At 51.6% G+C, this 23,015-nt stretch carries 24 protein-coding genes; 9 read left to right on the top strand and 15 right to left on the bottom strand.

Annotation, left to right across the window (positions count from 1 at the left end; translation table 11 throughout):
* Window positions 1-99 precede the first annotated feature (99 nt).
* From DYC63_RS05035 to DYC63_RS05020, 4 genes are read left to right on the top strand one after another with little or no spacing between them, the layout of a single operon-like run.
* Complete coding sequence (locus DYC63_RS05035; protein ID WP_425452120.1) at window positions 100-2,328, top strand: LPS-assembly protein LptD; 2,229 nt, start codon at window positions 100-102, stop codon at window positions 2,326-2,328.
* Window positions 2,325-3,617 carry a peptidylprolyl isomerase gene (locus DYC63_RS05030; protein ID WP_115218241.1) on the top strand — a complete coding sequence of 431 codons (1,293 nt, stop codon included), beginning with the start codon at window positions 2,325-2,327 and terminating at the stop codon, window positions 3,615-3,617. The genes DYC63_RS05035 and DYC63_RS05030 overlap by 4 nt, the downstream gene beginning before the upstream one ends.
* Window positions 3,618-3,625: 8 nt before the next feature.
* Window positions 3,626-4,423, top strand: coding sequence for a 16S rRNA (adenine(1518)-N(6)/adenine(1519)-N(6))-dimethyltransferase RsmA (gene rsmA, locus DYC63_RS05025; protein WP_115218240.1), 798 nt, complete (start codon window positions 3,626-3,628; stop codon window positions 4,421-4,423).
* The gene (locus DYC63_RS05020) at window positions 4,416-5,138 is read left to right on the top strand and encodes an SDR family NAD(P)-dependent oxidoreductase (RefSeq protein WP_115218239.1); all 723 of its coding nucleotides are present in this window, start codon (window positions 4,416-4,418) and stop codon (window positions 5,136-5,138) included. Before rsmA ends, DYC63_RS05020 begins: the two co-directional genes overlap by 8 nt.
* Before the next feature lie 59 nt (window positions 5,139-5,197).
* Here DYC63_RS05020 and DYC63_RS05015 read toward each other — a convergent pair whose 3' ends face one another.
* From DYC63_RS05015 to radC, 6 genes are all read right to left on the bottom strand, one after another.
* Window positions 5,198-5,620, bottom strand: coding sequence for an ATP-binding protein (locus tag DYC63_RS05015; RefSeq protein WP_147284926.1), 423 nt, complete (start codon window positions 5,618-5,620; stop codon window positions 5,198-5,200).
* A gap of 3 nt (window positions 5,621-5,623) precedes the next feature.
* Window positions 5,624-5,776 carry a histidine kinase dimerization/phospho-acceptor domain-containing protein gene (locus tag DYC63_RS05010; protein WP_172459424.1) on the bottom strand — a complete coding sequence of 51 codons (153 nt, stop codon included), beginning with the start codon at window positions 5,774-5,776 and terminating at the stop codon, window positions 5,624-5,626.
* Entirely contained in the window at window positions 5,773-6,033 is a 261-nt protein-coding gene (locus DYC63_RS05005; RefSeq protein ID WP_115218236.1) for a hypothetical protein, read from the bottom strand. Before DYC63_RS05005 ends, DYC63_RS05010 begins: the two co-directional genes overlap by 4 nt.
* Complete coding sequence (locus DYC63_RS05000; RefSeq protein WP_172459423.1) at window positions 5,990-6,337, bottom strand: DUF3329 domain-containing protein; 348 nt, start codon at window positions 6,335-6,337, stop codon at window positions 5,990-5,992. Before DYC63_RS05000 ends, DYC63_RS05005 begins: the two co-directional genes overlap by 44 nt.
* A gap of 10 nt (window positions 6,338-6,347) precedes the next feature.
* Window positions 6,348-7,298 (bottom strand): response regulator, encoded by a 951-nt coding sequence (locus DYC63_RS04995; RefSeq protein ID WP_115218234.1) that lies wholly within the window; start codon window positions 7,296-7,298, stop codon window positions 6,348-6,350.
* A 116-nt stretch (window positions 7,299-7,414) separates the two neighbouring features.
* Entirely contained in the window at window positions 7,415-8,110 is a 696-nt protein-coding gene (gene radC, locus DYC63_RS04990) for a RadC family protein (protein WP_115218233.1), read from the bottom strand.
* 61 nt (window positions 8,111-8,171) lie between these two features.
* Between radC and coaBC the strand changes: the two genes are divergently transcribed.
* From coaBC to DYC63_RS04975, 3 genes are read left to right on the top strand one after another with little or no spacing between them, the layout of a single operon-like run.
* Window positions 8,172-9,377: a bifunctional phosphopantothenoylcysteine decarboxylase/phosphopantothenate--cysteine ligase CoaBC gene (gene coaBC / locus DYC63_RS04985; protein WP_115218232.1), complete on the top strand. Its 1,206-nt coding sequence runs from the start codon at window positions 8,172-8,174 to the stop codon at window positions 9,375-9,377.
* Window positions 9,364-9,822, top strand: a complete 459-nt coding sequence (dut, locus tag DYC63_RS04980; protein ID WP_115218231.1) for a dUTP diphosphatase — start codon at window positions 9,364-9,366, stop codon at window positions 9,820-9,822. Before coaBC ends, dut begins: the two co-directional genes overlap by 14 nt.
* Entirely contained in the window at window positions 9,822-11,402 is a 1,581-nt protein-coding gene (locus DYC63_RS04975) for a glycosyltransferase family 2 protein (RefSeq protein WP_115218230.1), read from the top strand. The genes dut and DYC63_RS04975 overlap by 1 nt, the downstream gene beginning before the upstream one ends.
* 32 nt (window positions 11,403-11,434) lie before the next feature.
* Here the strand turns inward: DYC63_RS04975 and DYC63_RS04970 are convergent, their stop codons facing one another.
* Window positions 11,435-12,124: an MOSC domain-containing protein gene (locus tag DYC63_RS04970; RefSeq protein ID WP_115218229.1), complete on the bottom strand. Its 690-nt coding sequence runs from the start codon at window positions 12,122-12,124 to the stop codon at window positions 11,435-11,437.
* A 327-nt stretch (window positions 12,125-12,451) separates the two neighbouring features.
* On the opposite strand from DYC63_RS04970, the gene yccS reads away from it, so the two are divergent.
* Both yccS and murI read left to right on the top strand, forming a co-directional pair.
* Complete coding sequence (gene yccS / locus DYC63_RS04960) at window positions 12,452-14,494, top strand: YccS family putative transporter (protein WP_218564552.1); 2,043 nt, start codon at window positions 12,452-12,454, stop codon at window positions 14,492-14,494.
* Window positions 14,466-15,281 carry a glutamate racemase gene (murI, locus tag DYC63_RS04955; RefSeq protein ID WP_115218227.1) on the top strand — a complete coding sequence of 272 codons (816 nt, stop codon included), beginning with the start codon at window positions 14,466-14,468 and terminating at the stop codon, window positions 15,279-15,281. The genes yccS and murI overlap by 29 nt, the downstream gene beginning before the upstream one ends.
* A gap of 574 nt (window positions 15,282-15,855) precedes the next feature.
* Here the strand turns inward: murI and nqrM are convergent.
* From nqrM to DYC63_RS04915, 8 genes are read right to left on the bottom strand one after another with little or no spacing between them, the layout of a single operon-like run.
* Entirely contained in the window at window positions 15,856-16,077 is a 222-nt protein-coding gene (gene nqrM / locus DYC63_RS04950) for a (Na+)-NQR maturation NqrM (protein WP_115218226.1), read from the bottom strand.
* On the bottom strand, window positions 16,074-17,156 hold the full coding sequence (locus DYC63_RS04945) for an FAD:protein FMN transferase (RefSeq protein ID WP_115218225.1): 1,083 nt from the start codon (window positions 17,154-17,156) through the stop codon (window positions 16,074-16,076). Before DYC63_RS04945 ends, nqrM begins: the two co-directional genes overlap by 4 nt.
* Window positions 17,122-18,348, bottom strand: a complete 1,227-nt coding sequence (gene nqrF, locus DYC63_RS04940; protein WP_115218224.1) for an NADH:ubiquinone reductase (Na(+)-transporting) subunit F — start codon at window positions 18,346-18,348, stop codon at window positions 17,122-17,124. The genes DYC63_RS04945 and nqrF overlap by 35 nt, the downstream gene beginning before the upstream one ends.
* Window positions 18,349-18,359: 11 nt before the next feature.
* Window positions 18,360-18,971 carry an NADH:ubiquinone reductase (Na(+)-transporting) subunit E gene (nqrE, locus tag DYC63_RS04935; RefSeq protein WP_115218223.1) on the bottom strand — a complete coding sequence of 204 codons (612 nt, stop codon included), beginning with the start codon at window positions 18,969-18,971 and terminating at the stop codon, window positions 18,360-18,362.
* 12 nt (window positions 18,972-18,983) lie between these two features.
* Window positions 18,984-19,673 (bottom strand): NADH:ubiquinone reductase (Na(+)-transporting) subunit D, encoded by a 690-nt coding sequence (locus DYC63_RS04930; protein WP_115218222.1) that lies wholly within the window; start codon window positions 19,671-19,673, stop codon window positions 18,984-18,986.
* 12 nt (window positions 19,674-19,685) lie between these two features.
* A complete protein-coding gene (locus DYC63_RS04925) occupies window positions 19,686-20,513 on the bottom strand; it encodes a Na(+)-translocating NADH-quinone reductase subunit C (RefSeq protein WP_115218221.1) in 828 nt (275 codons plus the stop codon).
* Window positions 20,503-21,648 carry an NADH:ubiquinone reductase (Na(+)-transporting) subunit B gene (locus DYC63_RS04920; RefSeq protein ID WP_115218220.1) on the bottom strand — a complete coding sequence of 382 codons (1,146 nt, stop codon included), beginning with the start codon at window positions 21,646-21,648 and terminating at the stop codon, window positions 20,503-20,505. The genes DYC63_RS04925 and DYC63_RS04920 overlap by 11 nt, the downstream gene beginning before the upstream one ends.
* A gap of 2 nt (window positions 21,649-21,650) precedes the next feature.
* The gene (locus DYC63_RS04915; protein ID WP_115218219.1) at window positions 21,651-22,997 is read right to left on the bottom strand and encodes a Na(+)-translocating NADH-quinone reductase subunit A; all 1,347 of its coding nucleotides are present in this window, start codon (window positions 22,995-22,997) and stop codon (window positions 21,651-21,653) included.
* Between the last annotated feature and the right edge of the window lie 18 nt (window positions 22,998-23,015).

Raw genomic sequence — 23,015 nt, 5'->3', positions numbered from 1 at the left:
GATTACTGGCTGAAAGCAATATGATAGCGCATGAGGGCAAAAACGAGAATGCACAGATGCGGCGCGGTTTGCTAGAATAGCGTTTTTCATTTTGATTGGGTGGCGGTTTTGCACAGAATAGCCTTCTTTTTTGCCTGTGGCGCATTTCTATTGCCGCTACGTTTGTGGGCGCATCAATGCGCGGTGGATCCTTTAATGCAATATACGCGCTTGGGCGGCGACGTCTCGGATAATCGCGTGCATGTGGAGTCGGACAGCTCGGTAAGCGATTTTCTGACCGCGAATTTCGAGGGCGAGGTTAAAGTTCGCCAAGGGGATAAATACATTTTTGCGCCGAATGTGAAATATGTGCGCGAAAGCGAACATATTGCCGCGCCCGAGGGCGTGATTGTGGGCATGCCGACTGCCGCCGTACAAGGCAAAGACGGCGAGTATTTCATGCAGGAAAACCGCCTGACCTTTGCCGACGCCGATTATTATCTCAGTCCTAAAACCACAGCGGCAGGCGATCACGGCAGCAACGGTCATGCCGAAAAAGCCGTGATTGATCGCAGCAGCAATATCGATCATTTGGAAAACGTGACTTGGTCGACTTGCGAACGCGTCGATCCCACTTGGCAGTTAAAAGCCCGCACTTTGGAAATCGACAATAATGTCAACCGTGCGGTGGCGCGCGACGCGACTTTCCGCGTGGCGGATACGCCGGTATTCTGGCTGCCGTATTTCAGCTTTCCGACCACCGACGACCGCGCCACAGGCTTTTTAACCCCTTCCATCGGCTCTTCGGATCAACGCGGTTTGGAAATGGAAATTCCCTATTATTGGAACATCGCACCCAATCAAGACGCGACTTTCACTTTGCATCCGATGAGCAAACGCGGCTTAATGCTGGGCGCGGAATACCGCTTTTTGACCGAAAAGCACTCAGGAGAAATCAGCGGCGCGATTCTGCCTTCGGACGCCAAATACGATCATAACAACCGCTGGCAAATGGCGGCAAAATACCGCTACGACATCAATCCGAATTGGACTTTCGATCTGCATTATCAAGACGTCTCCGATATCGATTACCAAAAAGACTTGCGCGGCGAGCTGGATATATATGACAAATGGTATCTTGACCGCTATGCGCGTCTGCGCGGCTCGGGCGACTGGGGCAATCTGATGCTGCGCGTGCAGGATTACAAACGCGTCAGCCCCGATGTCAGTAAACACAGCACGCCCTATAGCCGCATGCCGCAGATTTTATACAGCAAAGACTGGCGTGAAGACAATTTCCGCTTCGGCGTGAGCGGCGAAGCGGTGCGCTTTGCCAAAGACGATTACGGCGATGCCAACCGTTTTTCCCTGAATGCGGAAGCCGCCTACCGACTGGGCGCGAGCTACGGCTTTATCGAGCCGAAAATCAGCCTCTCGGCGCGTCATTATATGTTCCATCCTGAAAACGGACGTTTCCGCGACGGCAATAAAACCTTGGTCATGCCTACGCTGAGCATTGACAGCGGCTTAATTTTCGAGCGCGCCTTCACTTGGGGCGGCGAGGGCTACACCCAAACCTTGGAGCCGCGTCTGTTTTATCTCTACACGCCTTATAAAGACCAAAGCGACATCCCTAATTTCGACAGCGACGAGCTGACCAAATCTTGGAGCTGGCTCTTTGCTCGTAACCGCTTTAGCGGCGGCGATAAAATCGGCGATGCGCATCAATTGACCACCGCCCTCACCTCGCGTTTTTACCGCGATGAGGACGGCTTTGAAAAAGCACGTTTTTCCATCGGTCAAATCCAATATTTCAACGAGCGCCGCGTAGGGCTGAACAATAATACCAAAGTGGCGGATAACAATTCCGTCTTGGTCACGGAAGGGCAATACCGTTTTGACAGCCATTGGTCTTTATACGGATTATCCTTCTGGAACCCCAATCAGCGGCGAAACGAGCGCAACATCGTCGATGTGCGCTATAACCTCGACACCGACCGCTATATCCATTTCGGACACCGCTACAATCAAAACGACTACGACCAATTAAGCATCGGCAGCGGCTGGCGTTTTGCTCCGCAGTGGCGCGTTTTCGGACGCTATGACTATTCCCTGCGCGAAAACCGCGGCTTTAATACCATGTTGGGCGTGGAATACGACGATTGCTGTTGGGCATGGCGCGTGGCCGGGCGGCATTACCGCGACGAACCGGACAGCCTCAAACATCATAATGCTGTTTATTTAGAATTTATTTTCAAAGGCTTGGGCAATATGGGCAGCCGTACCGGCAAATTATTGAACAAGCAACTCACTGGTTTCACCCCCCTACCGCAGGAGAAAAATTTATGAAGCGCCTTGTATTCCTCATGTTTTGCCCGCTCTTAGCCGGCGCGCAAAACCTGCAATTCGGTCCGCAGGCGGAATATGCCCAATCGCAGGCACAGCCGCTTGACGAGATTGCCTTGGTTATCAATCAAGAAGCAATCAGCCGCCGTCAATTGGAAAAAGAGCTGACCGCCGCCCGCGCCGCTTTACCGCGCGATATTCCCTTATCAGGTACGCAGTTGCAAGAACTGCTGATGGATCGCGTGATTATTCAGCATGTGATTGAACAATTAGCGCAGCAATATCAAGTGCAGGTCAGCGATGAAGAGATTGATGAAGGCATTATGCGCGTTGCCGAGCAAAATCAGCTCAGCCCTGCCGATTTGCAGAGCCAAGTGCAAAAGCAAACCGGCATGAATGCGCAGCAATACCGGCAAAGCGTGGCGGAGCAAATCCGTCAAGCCAAATTGCAGGAAGCCTTAGTGGGCAATCAAGTCAGTATCACATCCGCGCAAATCAATGATCAATTAACCCAAATCGCCCGCCGCGAAGGCAGCACCATACATCTGCAAGATCTGCTGCTGCCCGTGCCTAATCTGCCGGTGGAAGAACGCGGCGCCGCGATTGCCGAAACCCTCGCTCGCATTTCAGATGCCTTGCGCGCGCATAACAATGATTTAAGCCAAGCGGCGGCGGAGATTCCCGAAGCCAGACTGGTCGATTTGGGACAAGTCAATATCGGGCAAATTCCCCTGCGCTTTGCTAGTGCCGTGGCGGGTTTGCGCGGCGGTCAAATGGTCAATAAACCGGTGGTCGATGCCGACGGTATGCACTTCCTGAAAGTCGTCAGTACCTCGGTAGCGGGCGGCGAAGGCTATATCGTGCCGCAGGCACGGATGGCGCATATCCTGATTCGCCATAATCCGCACAACCCTCAAGCGGCAAAAGCCGCCATCGAGCAAATTTATGCCGCGCTTCAACAAGGCGCGGATTTCGCGACTTTGGTACAGCAATACTCGCAAGACCCCGCTTCCGCCCTGCGCGGCGGCGAATTGGGTTGGTTGAGCGCCGACACCCTTGAACCGCGTTTTGCCGAGCAAATGATTAAAGCGCCGCTGGGCAGCCTGCAAGCGCCTTTTGAAAGCAGCTTCGGCTGGCATATTTTGAAAGTCTATGAGCGCGAACAAGTGGATCGCAGCGAAGACATGCTGCGCGAACGCATCCGTGCCAGCCTCTACCAAAGCGCCATGCAGCAGGCATGGGAGCGCCGCATTATCGAAGCACGGCAAAATGCCTATATCCGCATTTACTAGGAATAAGCATGGCTGAAGTCCGCGCCGCCAAACATTTAGGGCAGCATTTCCTAGCCGACGATCATGTGATCGGCGACATGCTTAGTGCCATCTATCCGCAGCCCGACGAGCGCATCATCGAAATCGGGCCGGGCTTGGGGGCGCTGACCTTACCCGTGCTTGCCAAAGCCGGCGCGCTGACCGCTATCGAATTCGACAGCCGCGTATTGGCGCCTTTGGCGCGCAAAGCGGCGGCGGTCGGCAAACTCAATCTTATCGAAGCAGATGTACTGACGGTGGATTTTGCCGATTTGGGACTGGCGGCACCGCTGCGTATCATCGGCAATCTGCCCTACAACCTTTCCTCTCCCATACTCTTTCATTGCCTCGCGCAGCGCCAACACATCCAAGACATGCATTTTATGCTGCAAAAAGAAGTGGTGGAGCGGATTGTCGCCCAGCCGAATAACAAAGACTATGGACGTTTGAGTTTGATGTTGCAGCAATATTTGCTAACCGAATCGCTTTTTGATATTCCGCCCGAAGCCTTTGATCCGCCGCCGAAAGTCGATAGCGCGGTCGTCAGACTCGTGCCGCGTGCCGCACCGCAATGGGCGGTGCAATCGCCGGCGCATTTTGCCTTAGTGGTAAAAACCGCCTTTGCCCAGCGGCGCAAAATGCTGCGCAAATCGCTGTCGCATTGGTTTAGCAGCGAAGCATTGCAGCAACTCGATATTGACCCGACCCTGCGCCCCGAAAACCTAGACGGCGCAGGTTTCGCCCGATTGGCAGACGCCTTATTGGCAAAGGAAGCGCAGAATGATTAAACAAGCCATCATCACAGGACACAGCAGCGGACTCGGAGAAGCACTCGCCGCCGCCTTACTGGCGCAGGGCGCACAGGTTTGCGGCATCGCCAGACGCAGCAATGCCACACTCGCCGCGCAATACGGCGGACAATTGCAGCAAATTGCCTTGGATTTAAGCGATAGCGCTGCCTTGCAGCAATGGCTGGAAAGCGCGGCATTTGCGCAATTCTGCCAAGGGCAAGAACTATGGCTGTTTAACTGCGCCGGCACGCAAGAGCCGGCTCACTTACTGGGACGGCAGGGCGCGGCAGCCATTGCCCAAGCTGTCGCCCTAAACGTCAGCGCGCCCCTAATGCTCGCCGATGCCGCCGCCGCATTAGCGCAGCGGCTGCGTATCGTACATATCAGCAGCGGTGCCGCACATAAAAGCTATGCCGGCTGGTCGGTCTATGGCGCCGGCAAAGCCGCGCTTGACCATCATGCCCGCAATATCGCCGCCGAAGCGCAGCCGCATATTCAGGCGGTCAGCATCGCTCCGGGCGTGATTGATACCGCCATGCAGGCGGAAATTCGTGCCAATACCGATTTCCCCATTCGGCAGCGTTTTCTCGATTTGCAGCAAGACGGCGCATTGCAAAGCGCGCCCAGTACCGCCGCCACCCTTTTGGCTTATTGCGAAAGCGCGGCATTCGGACAAGAAGCCGTGGTCGATATTCGTCATTTAGTCGAATAATGCAAGCCCGTTCACTGTTCCGACATATCGAAAACACTTACCACGTCCAAGCGGAATACCTATGGCAAGGCTTTCCCGACTATGCCGTATTCCGCGCACCTAATCGCAAATGGTTTGCCCTCTATAGAGCGACTGCCCTTACCTTCTTGCGAAGTAATCTGCAACTCACCGCCGTGCGCTTCTATAGTCGGAGAAGTGAAAAGTAATACAAGGCGGCGAGCCGCAGACAGTACAAGAGCGTACGGGCAAGGCGAGCCAACGCCGTAATACTTTTTCAATTCTTTGACTATAACATCCTCCATTTCTTCAAGAACGATACCAACGCTCTCAGGAAATTGTCCATTGATTTCTGCGATCAAACGCTTCAGCCAAGGCTGTAAATCCAAGTCTTGTGCACGAACGGCGCGCGCGCCGTTCTCCAACTGCACCAGACGCAGCATATCTTCTACCAAGGATTGCATACGCAGACTATGGCTGCGCATTTCCTACAGGGGCATCTGCCATTTCTCCGGTATATCCTCTTGATGCTGCATAATTTCCAAGAAACCGCATAAAACGGTAAGCGGCGTTCTCAGCTCATGTGAGGCATTTTCGACAAAGGCTTTGCGTCGCGCCTGCTCTTGATAATATTTGCTCACATCCCTTGCCAATAACAGCCCTCGCCTTTTTGAAAAGGCAATTGCACGAATTCAAGCACATAATTGGACTCGGAGAATAAGCGCAATAAGACACTGTCGGCAGACTGCATACGTTCCCAAAATCCTTCTGCCCCTTCGCCGCGCAACATGAAATCGACTTTATTGCCGATATCCAAGCGGCGGTCCAGTCCTAAAATTTCCTGCGCCTTGCGGTTAAAACCGAGCAGACGCCCCTGCTGCTCGATAATCAGCGCCACATCGGGAAATATTATTAACCACGCGGTGATAAACGCTTAAAAAGCCTTGCAGGCGGTGTTTGCGTTTGCGCGACTGTTCGCGTGCGCGATAATGGCAGGCGGCTATTTCATCATAAGGAAGGCTGAGATCCGGCGGCAATTTCTTGGCGCCTGTCCTCATCCAAGACAAAAGAATATGCTGCTGGCGATATTGCCATAGCAATACAATCAGCAGCATGATGCTTAAGGACCATGCGCCTAGGGAGAAAAAACTGCTTACTATCGCAACGGCGGCTAAAATAAAGCAGAGCGTGAGAAGGCGCACAAATCTAAGTTTATAACATCGAACGAATGACCGCCGCCAAAGCAATCAACAGTCCTAAAGCGGCAAGGCCGACCGCCACTTTGCCCAATTGCTCGGATTTAGCGACTTGTCTTTGCAAATAAATGACATCCAGACGCTGACGCTCGACATCGGCGCTAAAATCCAACAAGGCGGCATTGCTGCTTTGCGCACTCAGTTTTTCTTCCAAGCGGTTGAGGCGTTGAGCCACTTCCGGCGGAGTGCTCGGCGCACTAGGTCTGCCGGCTTGTTGTGCGGCATTCAAGCGGGCTTCCAAATCATCCAAGCGCGATAAAATTTCGGGCGATAAGGCTGCAGCAGCCGGCGCAATCGGCATGACGCTTTCTTGCAAGACCGGCATTTCCGCTTCGCGCGGCGCTTCTCTTACTGCGGCACGCGGCGGTGGCGCTTCCTCAAAAGTTTGATGCGCCGGAGCAAAGTTTTCCTGCGTCAATTCAAAAGGACTGTCACCGCTCAGACTTGTCGCTTTGCCGTAAATATTTGCCGGTTTGGCAGGTTTGGCTTTTTCAACAGGCGGTGTAGGCGCTGCAGCCGGTATTTGCGTCGGTTTGCTGCGTTTATTAAGCGCATTGAGCAAATGATCGAGGCGGTTGGCATCCGCCGGTTTGGGCAAATAGCCTGTCGCGCCGTGATCACGCGCTTTTTTGCGCGCTTCTTCGGAAATATCGCCGGAATACATAATCACCGGCACATGGCGCGTTTCAGGATTGGCGCGCATACGCTCCAATCCTTCAAAGCCGTCAATCTCCGGCATCATGACGTCCATAAAGACCATATCTGGCATAAGGTTATGCTGAATCCAACGTTCGGCATCGACCACGCCCTCGGCTTCGGAAACTTGAATATCATATTGAGTCAGCAGGCGCTTGAGCGTCAAGCGTGCCAGACGGGAATCATCTACAATTAGAGCGGTTTTTAACATTTTCTACTCTCCATGTTTCAACACACAGAACGACACATAAAACGTCTCTCTATGTGTTGTCCTAAATCGGAAGAGATTAGCCTCTCCCGATTCCATTTATAAAAGTTTTTATTATATTACCAAAAGCCGCTCTCACGCATAGAAATTATTTGATTGCCACATACAATAAAATGATCCAAAAGGCGCACTTGTATTGAGTTTAACAAATCGTCAATCCGCTGCGTCGTTTCTCTATCGGCTTGCGAAGGTTCAATGCTGCCGCTAGGATGGTTATGCACCAAAATCACTGCCGCCGCATTATGCTGCAAAACTTGGCGCAGCAGCTCGCGCAAGGAAATAGGGATTTCATTCGGCGCGGACTGTTCTCGAAACTGCACAAAACCAAGATATTGATGTCCGCCATCCAGCAGCAAAATGCCCATTTCCTCCTGCGCCAAACCCTTATAGTGCATCAATAAAAAATCGCGTACATCGTCGGCGGACTGAAAACGCCATTGCCGCTCTTGCAATTGGGCGGTGAGAAAACGTTTTGCCAATTCCGCCACCGCAAGAATCTCCGCAATTTTGGCATTGCCCAAACCTTTAATCGGCTGCAAATGCGCCTGCTCCGAGCGCAATAAGCCCACCAGTCCGCCGCGCAGCTGCAAAATGTGTTGAGCAAATGCCAAAACGGAACGACCGCCGCCGCCCGTGCGCAGCAGCAAAGCCAATAATTCATAATCCGCCAAAGCCTGTGCGCCCTGCGACAATAGCCGCTCACGCGGCATATCTGCTGATGAGGATTGCGTAAGAGAGTTTGTTTTCCTATCCATGCAGGATAGAATACTGCCTTTCGCCTGACTTGCAAGGGCTTTTAGCGACTGGAACGGATTGATGGCAAAAATATTATTAGGTATTTGCGGCGGCATTGCGGCATATAAAAGCGTCTTGCTTGCGCGGCAACTCACGCAGCAGGGACATGAAGTGAAATGCGTGCTGACCGAGCATGCGCAGCATTTTGTCAGCACCCATACCTTGCAAGCCATCAGCGGCGAAACGCCGCGCAGCGATTTATTTGACAGCCAAGCCGAAGCCGCCATGGGGCATATCGAACTGTCGCGCTGGGCGGATGTCCTCATCATCGCGCCCGCCACCGCCAATACGCTGACCAAACTCGCGCTCGGCTTGGCGGATAATCTACTCAGCACCCTTTATCTTGCCAGTGCCGCAGATATTCTCATCGCCCCTGCCATGAATCATCTGATGTGGACGCATCCCGCTACGCAAGCGCATATCGCCACTCTTAGCCACCGCGCCAAACATCATCTCTTGCCGGTCGGCATCGGCGCGCAAGCCTGCGGCGAAACAGGGCCGGGGCGCATGGCAGAGCCTGAAGAAATTATCGCCGCACTTAAGCGTATTTTGAATACGCGTCAAGACTGGCAGGGCATCCGCCTGTGTATTACCGCCGGCCCGACCCGCGAAGCCATTGACCCCGTCCGCTATCTCTCGAATCACAGCAGCGGCAAAATGGGCTATGCGATTGCTGCCGCCGCTGCCGCCCGCGGTGCGCAAGTCAGCCTGATTAGCGGCCCGACCGCCCTCGCCGCACCGCCGCATTGCCGTCTTATTCCCGTGATAAGTGCCGTGGAAATGCATGCTGCCGCCCTGCAGGCCGCCGTCGAAAGTGATATCTTCATTGCCGCGGCGGCGGTAGCGGATTATCGCGTCAAACACATCGCCGAACACAAACAGAAAAAAGACGTACACGGCACACTTAGCATCGAACTGGTTGAAAATCCCGATATCGTCGCCGACGTTGCCGCGCTGCAAGAAAACCGCCCCTTTACCATCGGCTTTGCCGCCGAAACCGAGCATCTGCTGGAATATGCACGCCGCAAACGCGAGAAAAAAGGGCTGGACCTCATCCTTGCCAATAATGTCCGCGAACAACCCTTCGGCGGCGACCATAATCACATCCACCTCATCAGCGCCGCAGAAGAAATCTCCCTGCCGCCGGCAAGTAAAACCGCATTAGCCGAGCAGCTGCTCGATCACATTCTTAAGCAATACCAAGAGACTCTCCATGTTAGCCATTGAATACAAAATCCTTGACCCCCGCATCGGCACTAGCATCGCCCTGCCCGAATACGCCACCGCCGGCAGCGCCGCCATGGACTTACGTGCCGTCTTTGAAGGCGAAAGCCTTACACTTACCCCAAACGAATGTCGGCTCATCGGCACAGGGCTGGCATTTCACATCGGCAATCCCGATTACTGCGCCCTTGTGCTGCCGCGTTCGGGACTAGGCTATAAACACGGCATTGTTCTGGGTAATCTGGTCGGGCTGATTGACAGCGACTACCAAGGCGAACTCAAAGTACCGCTGTGGAACCGCAGCCAAACGCCTTACACCATCGCACTAGGCGAACGCATCGCCCAATTGATGTTCCAAACCGTCGCCCGCGCCACTCTCCTGCCGGTCGCGGCATTTGGCGCCTCCGAACGCGGCGAAGGCGGCTTCGGGCATACGGGAACGCAGTAATGCCGAAAAAAATCCCTATCAGCGCCACCATTTTGTGCAAAAACTCGGAAAAATATCTGCCGCAAGTGCTGGACAGCCTACGCGATTTTGATGAAGTACTGTTGCTGGACAACGGCTCGACTGATAATAGTCTGACCATCGCTGCCGGCTATCCCAATTGCCGCATCGAACAGCATGAATTTCTCGGTTTCGGCGCCATGAAGAATCTGGCGGCACAATTGGCGCGAAACGACTGGATTTTTAGCATCGACAGCGATGAAATCCCCGATACCGAACTGCTTAATGCCATTAGCGCACTGGATTTGGACAACCCCAAACAAGTCTTCTGCCTTGAGCGCCTCAATCATTATCGCGGACGCGCGATTAAAGCCTGCACATGGTATCCCGATTATCTTACGCGCCTCTATCACCGCCGCCACACAGGCTTTTCAGATAATTACGTCCACGAACGCCTATTAATTCAATCAGATAGCCAAATACAATCTTTGCCGGGACTGCTTCTGCACTATTCATCTGCCGGCGTGAAAGATTTGTTGGATAAAAGCCAATTTTATACCGATCTCTTTACAAAAGATCGCCAATACAGACAAAGAACCGGCGCATGGCAAGCCCTAACGCACGGGCTTTTCGCATGGATAAAAAATTATTTATTTAAACGGGGATTTTTATACGGCAGAGATGGCTTTGTCATCGCCAATAACAATGCTTTCAACTCCTATCTGAAATACATCAAACTTGCCGAAGCCAATCAAGCACTGCCCATTTCGCTCGTCATTACCACCTATAACCGCCCTGATGCCCTGTCCCGCGTCTTGGAAAGCGCACTGCAACAAAGCCTGCCGCCGCAAGAAATCCTGATTGCCGACGACGGCTCCCAGGCAGAAACCGCCGCCCTCATCCAAGCCTATACTGCCCGCAGCGCCATCCCCATCCGCCATATCTGGCAGGAAAACCAAGGCTTTCGCGCCGCCGCCTCACGCAATCGCGCCATAGCCGCCGCCCACAGCGATTACATCGTCATCATTGACGGCGACCTGATTTTACACCCGCATTTTCTGCAAGATCATCAATACGCCGCTAAAAAAGGACTGCTTATTCAGGGCAGCCGCGTTTTGCTCAACCCGACACTCAGCCAAAAGATACTCAATACGCCGATTCAAGCACCCTTCTCTCTGCCTTTTTATGCGCAAGGCATATTGAAACGCCATTCCGCCTTGCGTTTTCCCAGTTTGATGCGCGCAAGTCTCAAGCAAGAAAACCAACTCTTAAAAAACATCAAAAGCTGCAACATGGGCTTTTTCCGCGCCGATGCCCTTAGCGTTAACGGTTTTAATAATGATTTTGTCGGCTGGGGACGAGAAGACAGCGAATTTGTCGCCCGCCTCTATCATCAAGGCATCAAACGCGCCAATTTACGCTTCGGCGGCATTGCCTACCATCTATGGCATCCGGAAGCCGACCGCGCCGGCTTGGCGCAAAACGATGCTCTGCTTGCCGCCACCCTCAGCGAGAAAAAAATATGGTGCGAAAACGGCATTAATGCCTTTTTGCTTCCTCAGGATGAAGAAGGACATTCATAAATAAAGCCGCCGCATGATTGCGGCTATTCCTGCTAAACCGTCTTGCCGAACAAACGCGGCTGCCAATCCTCCACTGCTCCCGTTTGCAAACGGCGGCTAAACAGTCGCTGCCATGAAGGCGGCAGCGGCAAATCCAACAGGGATTGCAGCAGCGCGGCATCGCAAACACCTTGATGAATGATTGCCAGTATCCTCTCAATCGACCATTCGGGATACGGACGCTCTAGCAAATACACCTGATCACCGGCTTGCAGCGCGCCTGTTTGCCGCACGCGCAAATACCAACCGCAGCGCAGACTTTCCTGCACTCGCAGCGCCATATCCGCCACCGCAAACCGTTCGTTTAATTTCCAGCAAGGTTGCCGCCCCTGACTGACGACACATTCGGCGCTGCCCATCCGCCATATATCGCCTATGCAAACCTGCCCCTCTGTCAGTCCGATAAGGCTTAAATTCTCACCGAAAGCCCCCGCCTGCAAGGGAACGGCTGTCTTCGGCAATATGCTCTGCCAATAGGCATAATGTTCAAAAGCATAGCAATGCAGCGCCTTATCAATACCGCCATGCACTGTCGTATCGCCGACCTCATCGCCTGCCAAACCCAATTCGCCTACTGCTACCGCCCCCCTTTGCGGCGATTTCTCTATCGCACTTCGGCTGCCGCGGGCAAAATCCTTAGCCCGTCCGCAGCGCACTTCTTTAATTTGGGCAATCACCTGCATAAAATCTCATTAGTCTTTAAAAACAATAATTTGAATAATGTTTCAACACACAGAGCGACACATAAAGCGTTGCTCTGTGTGTTGCCCTGAATTGGAAGAGGTTACGCCTCTCCCACAAGATTATCCTCCCTAAAGGGAGGGGTTTCAACCAGTAAGGAAATTTGATGAATTTTGCACGCACTGAGGCGACAACACAAGCGCAGCTCCAAAAAAGCAGGGCAAAAAAGAAAAACTATTTTACGCGATTGCCCAATGCGCCGCGCATTTTCTCCCGCCCTTGCAAAGAGGCGTATAATCCCAAACCTTGATCCCCAGAAAGGACATATGATGAAACCCCTCCGCCTGCCGCCGCTGATTCTGCATACTTTGCCGATTTTTACCGCTTTTGCCTTCACGGCATGGCTGATTGCGCGCTTGGATTTGCGGGAAGCCGCCATTGCATTGGTGCTGGGCGTGATTGCCGGCGGATTGGCGGATATGGATCACCGCGCCGGCGGTCGTGTGCGCAATCTCTTCATCATCTTGCCGACTTTCGGACTGTGCGCCTTAGCGGTGCAAATCAGCCAAGCCTATCCCCTCGCCTTATTCCTGCTCATGGCGGTGCTGGCATTTTTCAGCACCATGCTCGGGGCAATCGATACGCGCTACCGCACCATCGGCTTTTGCAGCCTTGTCGTCGCGCTATACACCTTGCTGGCAGACAATGCCGCCCTGCCTTGGTATGCCAATCCGCTGCTGATTATGCTCGGTGCGCTGATTTGCCAATCCAGCATGCTGGGCTTTCAATTACTCTTCCCCAACCACCCCGTGCAGCAAAGTCTTGCCGCCTCTTTTCGCGTATTGGCGGATTATATGGACGAAAAAGCCCTGTTCTTCGCGCCTGATGAAAAAGCGCAATTGACGGCAGCGGAATACCGCCTCGCCGGTCTGACCGGCAAAGTGGCGGAAGCCTTTAACCACAGCCGCGACGTATTATTCAACCGCTTGGCGGGCGGCAAAATGTCGCCTTTGCGCCGCCGCCAACTGCAAGATTTTTTCAGCGCGCAGGACATCCACGAACGCATCAGCGCCGCGCACGTCGATTATCAAGACCTGCTGACGCGCCTGCCGCACAGCGATTTGCTCTTTCGCATCGAACGCCTGATTCATTTGCAGGCGCAGGCTTGCCGTGCCTATGCCCGAGCCCTTGCCGCAGAACAGAGCTTTGACTGCCCGCCCGCCTTGTTGCGCGCGCAAGTCGGTTTGCACAAGGCTTGGCAGCATCATCTCGCCCAAGCGCCGCAAGAACACAGCCTTGCCGCCGTACTGCGAAATCTGGAAAAAATCAGCCTGCAATTGGAAAAATTAGGCAAAACAGAGCAGGCACAGGACAGCGCCATGCACGCGCAAGACCGCCTGCACAACAACCAACTCTCCGATTGGCGGCAAATTCCGCAGCGCCTGCGCGTCCATCTGCACGCCCAATCGCCCTTTTTCCGCCATGCCTTGCGCATGAGCCTGATGAGTTGCCTGTGCGTGATAATCGTTGAAAGCCTAGACCTGCACCTTGGCTATTGGATATTGCTCACCGCCGTATTCGTCTGCCAGCCCAACCGCGCCGCTACGCGCAGCAAACTGGTGCAACGCATCATCGGCACCTTAATCGGCGTACTGGTCGGCGGTTTATTGCCCCTATTGGCGCCGGAACGCATCACCCTGCTGAGCTTATTAGTGCTGGCAAACACCTTTTTCTTTTACTTCCGCGCCCGCAACTACAGCTTTTCCACCTTTTTCATTACCGTACAAGTCTTTATCGGCTTTGCTTTGATAGACGTTAATTTGGGCGGTGCCGTTTGGCGGCGGGTTTTCGATACCCTGCTCGGCGCGGCAATCGCTTGGAGCTGCGTGCAATGGATTTTTCCCGAACGGCGCTACCAATCCTTACCGCAACTCATCCGCAACGCCCTGCAAGCCAATGCCGATTATCTTGCCGTGATTAGCGCGCAACTCCATCAAGAACAACGCGACGACCTTGCCTACCGCGCCAGCCGTCGTCGCGTTCATGAACAAGCCGCCGCCCTTGCCGGCTTCGCCACCGAACAGCAGCAAAGCCAAGCCATGAACGCCGTGCAGGAAAACTACCGCCTCGTCTCGCGCCTCTCCGCCTTGGCGGCACACCGCGGACAGCAAAACGCCCTCAGCGACAGCACCCTAGAACCGCTCCTCAATATCATGTACGGCAAAGAAAAACCCGATGCCCTTAGTGCCTACATTCGGCGCTTGGAACAAAGCCCGAGCCATGATAGCGAACGGCAACTGCTGCCGCTCTGCCAAGCACTAGAAGCCCTTTACAAGGAAAGCCATGTCATCGGCAGCCATCGGACTATTTGATTCCGGCATCGGCGGCAGCAGTATTTGGCAGGCGCTGCAAACCGAATTACCGCAGGAAAACACCTGCTACCTCGCCGACAATGCCAACGCACCCTACGGCGACAAAAGTCCGTCCGAAATCCTCGCCCTCTGCGAAGCCGACTGCGCCTTTCTCATCGAGCGCGGCTGCAAACTCATCATCATTGCCTGCAACACCGCCACCGCCCTTGCCGCCGCCGCATTGCGCAGCCGATACCGCCTGCCGATTATCGGCGTCGAACCCGCCGTCAAACCCGCCGCCCTTGCCACACACAGCGGCAGCATCGGCGTACTCGCTACCAAAGCCACTTTGGCAAGCGAAAAATTCCTTGCCGGCGTGGAAAACCATGTAAAAAGCAAAGGCATCAAACTGCTGGCGCGCAGCGGCAGCGGATTGGTCGAACTGATTGAAAACAATCAATTGCACAGTAAGGAAATGGCGGCATTATTGGATGTGCACTGTAGCGCCTTTGCCGCCGCAGGTATCGACCAATTGGTGCTGGGCTGCACCCATTACCCCTATTTGCGCGCACAATTGGCGGCGCGATTGCCGCAGGTTAACATCATCGACAGCGGCGCCGCCGTCGCCCGCCACACCCGCCGCATACTCACCGCCGCGCAACTGCTCAACCCGCAACCGCCGCATCAGGCGCAACACGAATGGTTCAGCACGGGGGATAGCCGCATACTGGCGCAATTTGCACCGAGCGGCGACAGCGTAAAACAAATACGGCTTTCACAGATTAGCGCCGGTGAAGCGGAAAAATAATGCAAGACTTGATCTTGCCGCCATACTTTTTCAATGCTTCGACTACAAAAAATTAAGACCTCTGCCACATTCCCATACATACAGAATCCGGCAAAGGTCTTAGCTTATTCAAAAAACTTATTGCATGCCTTCTTTTTCAGGTGCCGGCGGCATCAATCCGCGAGGCGTAAATTCTGATTTTGGCAAAATCGGCAATGTGCGCGCTTCAGCACTTATTTCACCGGTCAAAGATGACAAGAAAGCGACAATATCGTCAATTTCTTGGTCGGGTATAGTCAATTCATGACAAAGTTGCACACCTAAAAAATATCAAGCTTTACTATTGTAGCGCATGGCAAAGCGAGCCAAACGCTGTAGTACTCTTCGTACTGTCTGCGCTTCTCTGCTTTGGCATGACTTTTTCGCTTATCCGGCTATCAAATTACTTACGGCAATATTTTCAACATCAGGACAAGAACTTGCACCTTACTTCAATATCGTCAATTCATCGTAAAGACGAAAAGCTAAAGTGTTAGATTCCTTATTGTTTAAACCGACAGATAAAAATCGTTTATTGTTTTGATATGAATATAGATTAAGGACGATAAATCTGCGTATCAGACGATTGCCTAGCACTCTTTTGCTCCGTCACTTCCTCGTTTTTACATACGTCTTTACAGCCGCAGGCGCGCTCCACACCGACTGCGCCTAAACCGCCGCAGCTGCCCGCAATCGGCTTGCGTCCGCACATCACACCTACTGCCATGCCCAACATTACCAATGCAAATACAATAAAAATAAGCAGTGCCTCAATCATGGATTGTCTCCTTTTAATACAGATTCATAACGCGGACTCGTGCGCAATGTGAATTCGCCCGCCTGCTCGCCCGCAAAAATAAATAATACCGCCAAATCGTATCGAGTGGCAAAATCTTCTGCCTGTCTGTCGCCTAATGCCATTAACGCCGTTGCATAAGCATCGGCGCTCATGCAGTCTTCGTGCAATACGGTTACCGAAAGCAGCGAAGATTGTGCGCCTTTGCCGGTTTTAGGGTTAATCGTATGCACCGCTTGCATGCCTTCGTAATTAAGAAAATTACGATAATTGCCGGAAGTCGCCATCGATAATTGCCGATCTTGCACGCGAATCACACTTTCCAATTCGCGCGAACCGCTATGCTTGGGCATTTCCACACCGATGCGCCATGCCTGTCCAAAACGGTTACCCTGCATACGCACTTCGCCACCGATGTCGATAATGAAATGCTGCAATCCTTGCCGCTGCAAATAATCGGCCACTCTGTCCACGCCGTAACCTTTGGCAATCGAAGACAAATCAATCTGAGTTTGCGGATGGTCTTTTGCCAGCCCCTCCGCGCTTAATTGCAGATGCTGATAACCTGTATAAGACAGCACTTCCACTATCGTATCCTCATCGGGTGCCGTTTGCACTTTATCAAGACCGAATCCCCATAAATTAACTAAGGGCCCGACTGTTACATCATACATGCCTTCGCTTTGCGCGCTAATTTGCAGGGCTTTCGCGACGACATGACGCAATTCTGGGCTGATCGTTTGCGCTTCGCTGCCGCGTTGCCGATTCCAGCGCATCAGTTCCGAATCGGGAATATAGGTGGACATCGACTGATTGACTGCCGCCAATTCCGCCTCAATCCCTGTTTGTAAGGCAGAAGCTTCAATCGGCAAATGCTTCTCCGCAATGCTGACTTGCCAATACGTACCCATTGTTTGTCCCCGCAAAACCTGCAAATTAGATGATGCTTCTTCCGCACAAGCCGATAAAAAGCATAATGCCACTGCAAAAAGCAGTGGCATTTTCCATTGTGCAAAACGCATTCGCTTAACCGCCGAAGTCATCAAGCATGATGTTGTCATCTTCAACGCCCAAATTATGCAACATCTCAATCACGGATTTGTTCATAATCGGCGGACCGCACATATAATATTCGCAATCTTCAGGTGCCGGATGGTCTTTCAAATACTGTTCGTACACCACATTATGGATAAAGCCGGTATAACCTGTCCAATTGTCCTCCGGCAAAGCATCCGAAAGCGCAATATGCCAAGTGAAATTCGGAAATTCTGCCGCCAAAGCATCAAAATCTTCTTTGTAGAAAATTTCTTTCTTAGAACGCGCGCCATACCAGAAAGTGATTTTACGCTTGGTTCCAATACGTTTAAGCTGATCAAAAATATGCGAACGCATCGGCGCCATACCTGCGCCGCCGCCGATAAAGACCATTTCCGCCTCGGTTTCTTTGGCAAAAAACTCGCCGAAAGGTCCCGAAATAATCACTTTATCACCGGGTTTTAATGACCAAATATAAGACGACATCTTACCCGGAGGAATGCCTTCAGGACCGCGCGGCGGCGGAGAAGCAATCCGTACGTTAAGCATAATAATGCCTTCTTCTAAAGGATAGTTCGCCATAGAGTAAGCACGGATAATCGGCTCATTCACTGTTGAAACATAGCGCCACAAATCAAATTTATCCCAATCTTCATGGAATTCGGCCGCAATATTATCTTTGTAGTCGGCATATTTGATCTCATGTGCCGGAGCTTCAATCTGAATATAGCCGCCGGCACGGAAAGGCACCGATTCGCCGTCCGGAATTTGTAATTTCAATTCTTTGATAAAAGTCGCCTTGTTATCATTAGAAATAACCGTACATTCCCATTTTTTCACACCGAAAATAGATTCTTCGACTTCCACATGCATATCGCGCTTAACCGCCACTTGGCAAGACAAACGCTCCCCTTCGCGCGCTTCGCGCTTGGTAATATGGTTGAGTTCGGTCGGCAAAATCTCGCCGCCGCCCTCGGTCACCTTAACGCGACACTGACCGCAGCTGCCGCCGCCGCCACAAGCCGAAGACACATAAATGCCGCCGTCAGCCAAAGCACCGAGCAATTTGCCGCCCGCCGGTACGTCGATTTCTTTTTCGCCGTTAACGATGATTTTAATATTGCCTTCCGGCACCAACCATTTCTTCGCCACTAAAATAACCGCAGCTAAGAGCAGTACCAAGCCGGTAAAAATGAGTATTCCGTAAATAATTTCCATTGTTTCCTCGCTTACAGCTGCACGCCGGAGAAAGACATAAAGCCTAATGCCATCAAACCTGTGGCGATAAAGGTAATTCCTAAGCCTTGCAATCCTTTAGGCACATCGGCGTAACGTAATTTTTCGCGTACGCCGGCCAAAAGCACAATCGCCAAAGCCCAACCGAAACCGCCGCCTACGCCGTAGACAAGCGACTCGCCGAAATTATAATTACGCTCAACCATGAACAAAGACCCCGCCATAATCGCGCAGTTCACCGTAATCAGCGGCAGAAAAATCCCCAAAGCGGCGTAAAGCGCCGGTACGTATTTGTCTAAGAACATTTCCAAAACTTGCACCATCGCGGCAATCACGCCGATATAGGCAATCAAACCGAGGAAGCTCAAATTCACGTTCATGCCCAAGCTCTGCCACAATACCGCGTTTTCTTTGAGCAGATAGGTATAGAGAAGATTATTCAGCGGCACAGTCAGAGTTTGCACCACAATAACCGCAACTCCCAATCCCATTGCCGTGCTGATTTTTTTGGAAATGGCTAAGAAAGTACACATGCCCAAGAAAAAGGACAGTGCCATATTTTCAATAAAAATTGATTTAACAAAGAGGCTAATATAATGTTCCATTGCCTTAACTCCTTAATGATGCGCCGGATGCCCGCCGACCAGTGGTTTAGCCGCTTTTGCTTCCACGTATTCGCGCGGCTCGACCTGATTGCTTTTCCATGTACGCAAAGCCCAAATCAGCAAGCCGATAACAAAGAAGGCACTAGGAGGCAATACCATCAGACCGTTAGGCAAATACCAGCCGCCACTTTCAACGGTAGGCAATACGGGAATGCCGAACCATGTGCCGCTGCCGAAAATCTCGCGTACCGTACCTACGGACAAAAGCATCGCGCTATAGCCCAAACCGTTACCGATACCGTCCATCAAGCTAGGTAAAGGCGGATTAGACATGGCATAGGCTTCCAAGCGTCCCATCACAATACAGTTGGTAATAATCAAACCGACGAAAACAGAAAGTTGCTTAGACAATTCAAAGGCAAAAGCTTTCAACAACTGATCAACTAAAATTACCAAAGAAGCAACCACCGTCATTTGCACAATAATCCGGATGCTGTTAGGGATACGGTTACGAATCAGGCTAATAAATAAATTTGAAAAGGCAGTTACCGCCGTTAAACTCAAACTCATCAAAAAAGCCGTTTTCATGCTGCCCGTTACCGCCAAAGCAGAACAGATACCCAATACTTGCAAACCGATCGGATTATTCGCAAAAATCGGCGCTAGTAATATTTCTTTATACGAATATGTTTTTTCACTCATGTGCACACCCCATTATTGATCTTGTGCTGCAGCAGCTTGACTGGCATCGCGCAATGCCTGCGCGTCGATTTCACCGCCGACAATCCGCTCGACGAAAGGCTGATAGCCCTGCTCACCCAACCAGAAATTCATCATATTTTCAACGCCTTTACTGGTTAACGTAGCGCCGGCAATCGCCTCGACTTGATTGTCGTCATAACTGCTCTTTGTTTTGACAATTTCCAGTTGCGGCTTACCATTACTGTCATAAGGCAGGCGACCTTCAAATTTGCTTTGCCAAGCCGGCTCGGTAATTCTCGATCCCAAACCTGCCGTTTCAGCTTGTTGATAGAAAGTGATGCCCGCAATCTCCGGCTGCTCATTTTTAAAGGTCAAGGCGGTAAAACCATACATCGTCGACCATAAACCGTAACCTTGAATCGGCAAAATCAAACGGTCGATGTCATCGCCTTTGAGCAACACATAAGCCGAGCCGTGTTTGGCGATGCGCTTGATATTGGCGGGATCTTCGCTTAATGCGCGCCCGTCTTGATTATTTTGCGCCGCCGCATACATTTTATATTCCAGAGGATTCTTGCTCTTATCCAATTCTCCTGTGGCAAGCTCAACCACTACCGGTACAACTTCCTTGAACTTTTCATCAATTTTTGCCGCAGACAATTTCTCATCCGCGCCTGCCAAACCGGCAGCGCGCAGGATATTAATCTTCATTTCATTATTCGCATTCTGCGTCTGCAAACCGCGCAAAGCGACCGCCGAAACAGAGACCACTAATGAGCAGGCTAAACACACCATACCCGCGAATTTAAAAATATCGAGAGATTTATTTTCAGCTGACATGAGTTCTCACCTTACGACGCTTGATATTGGCGTTCATCACAAAATAATCGATAGTAGGAGCAAAAATGTTCGCAAAAATAATTGCCAACATAATTCCCTCAGGGAAGGCCGGATTGACCACGCGAATCAAGACCGTCATCATGCCAATCAGGAAACCGAAAACATAACGCCCGGTATTCGTTACAGATGCCGTGACAGGGTCAGTCGCCATAAACACCGCACCAAAGGCAAATCCGCCTAAGACGATATGCCACCAAAACGGCATGGCAAACATCGGATTGGTTTCGCTGCCAATGATATTAAACAGCAATGAAGTGGCAACGCAGCCTAATAAGGTGCCTAGCATAATGCGCCAAGAAGCGATACCGGTAATCAGCAAAAATGCCGCGCCTAATAAAATGGCAAAGGTAGAAACTTCGCCTACCGAGCCGGGCATATTGCCGATAAAAGCATCCCACCAACTCAGATTAAGCGAAGACATGCCGTCTGCCGCCGCTTGCGACAAAGGAGTCGCGCCGGTATAGCCGTCCACATATTGCTCGGTGCCGGCCCATACCTTATCGCCGGACATCTGCGCAGGATAGGCGAAATATAAAAACGCACGCCCTGCCAAAGCCGGATTGATAAAGTTGCGTCCTGTGCCGCCGAAGACTTCTTTGCCGATAACGACGCCGAAGCTGATACCAAGCGCTACTTGCCATAAAGGAATGCTAGGCGGCAGAATCAAAGAAAACAGAATCGAGGTAACGAAAAAGCCTTCCGAAACTTCATGTTTGCGCACAATAGCAAATAAGACTTCCCAAAAGCCGCCGACCGCGAAAGTCACAATATAGACAGGCAAATGCAGAATCGCGCCGGCAATCAAATTGCCGAAAAAGCCGCGTTCAATCCCGCCGGCTAAAGCGGCTTGAGAACCGGCAAAATACCAGCCGAAAAACATCGCAGGGAAAGCCGCCAGCCACACCAGAATCATAACCCTTTTTAAGTCAATCGGGTCTCGCACATGCGAAGGACGCGCAGTCACATAATTCGGGCTATAAAAAATCGTTGCAGCCGCTTCATAAACCGGATAAAGGGCTTCTAATTTGCCGCCTTTTTCAAAAATCGGCGCCATCTTGTCAAATAATTGCTTCATACTTAGCCTTCCTCCTCAATTTGCTCAAGATTTTCACGCAAAATTGCCCCAAAATCATGTTTGCCCGGATCGACATAAGTCAGCAAAGCTACGTCTTCTTCTGCTAATTCCAAAGCGCCTAATTGTACTGCCGTATCCGTATCCTTAATGATTAGAGCTTTTAAGAGCAAAGTCGGCAAAATATCCAAAGGCATGACCTCGTCATAAATACCAAAGGGCACGATCGGGCGCGGTGAGCCTTGCATAGAAGTGGTAAACGGCAAAGGTTTTTTCAAAAAACGCCCTAAATAAGCGCGAGTACGCGAATAAGAATTCATGCCGGGACGCATAAATTCTAGGAAAATAGACTCTCGACCTTCCGGCAGAACGACCACTTGCTTATCATAAAAACCTAAAAATGCCGTTTCTGCGTCGGTTTGACGACCGGCAAAAATAGAACCGGAAATAATACGCTGCTCGCCTTCGGCAAGATTATCTTTTAATACATGGGTTAAGCTAACACCGATGCGGGTTTTAACGAATTGCGGATTTTTCACGCCGGGTCCGGCAATGCTGATAATGCGTTCATTATCCAAATACCCTGTGCGGAATAAATGACCAATCGCCAGCAAGTCCTGCAAATTTAGATGCCATGCAGTTTTATTTGCGCTTACCGGATCAATAAAGTGGATATGCGTTCCCACTAATCCCGCAGGATGAATGCCATCTATTGCATGATATTGCACATGCCGCGCAGATGTTTGCGGCAATTTTGTTTTAGGCTCATGAACCACATGCACCGGACCTGCGGTTAATTTGCTCAACACCGTTAAACCTGCTTGATAATCGGCTTCCCGATCGGCAAATGCCAACATAGGATTTACGGCTAAGGGATTGCTATCCATCGTATTGACGAAAATTGCCTGCGGCGTCGCATCAATTTTCGGCGTTTTATCGAAAGGACGTTGACGCAATAAAGACCAAGCTCCGCTTTTTTGCAATTGCTCGCGTACTTGTTCGGCAGAGATTTCCGCCAAAGCATCTTCATCAAACTGAGTGAAACGAATAGGTTCCAGACTTTCATCGGGACGAATGGTTACCGCCAGCAAACGACGACGTTCGCCGCGCACGATATCTTCGATTTCCCCTGAAACAGGCGAACAAATCAATACGCCCGGATTTTTTTTATCTTCAAAGAGTGCTTGTCCCTCGCGAACCTTATCCCCTACCGCAATCATCATCGTCGGTCGCAAACCGAGATAATCATCGCCAATCACGGCATAAAGTGCTTGAGTCGGAAGTTGATGGATACTGTCATCAGCGACAGCACCGGAGATGGGCAATTCTATGCCTTTTTTAATGACTATCATGCATCTTTACCTTGCTTT

The organism is Suttonella indologenes (assembly GCF_900460215.1).
Lineage (GTDB): Bacteria > Pseudomonadota > Gammaproteobacteria > Cardiobacteriales > Cardiobacteriaceae > Suttonella > Suttonella indologenes.
Note: the sequence above shows the minus strand (reverse complement) of the source record. Positions and strands in the feature narration are given on the sequence as shown.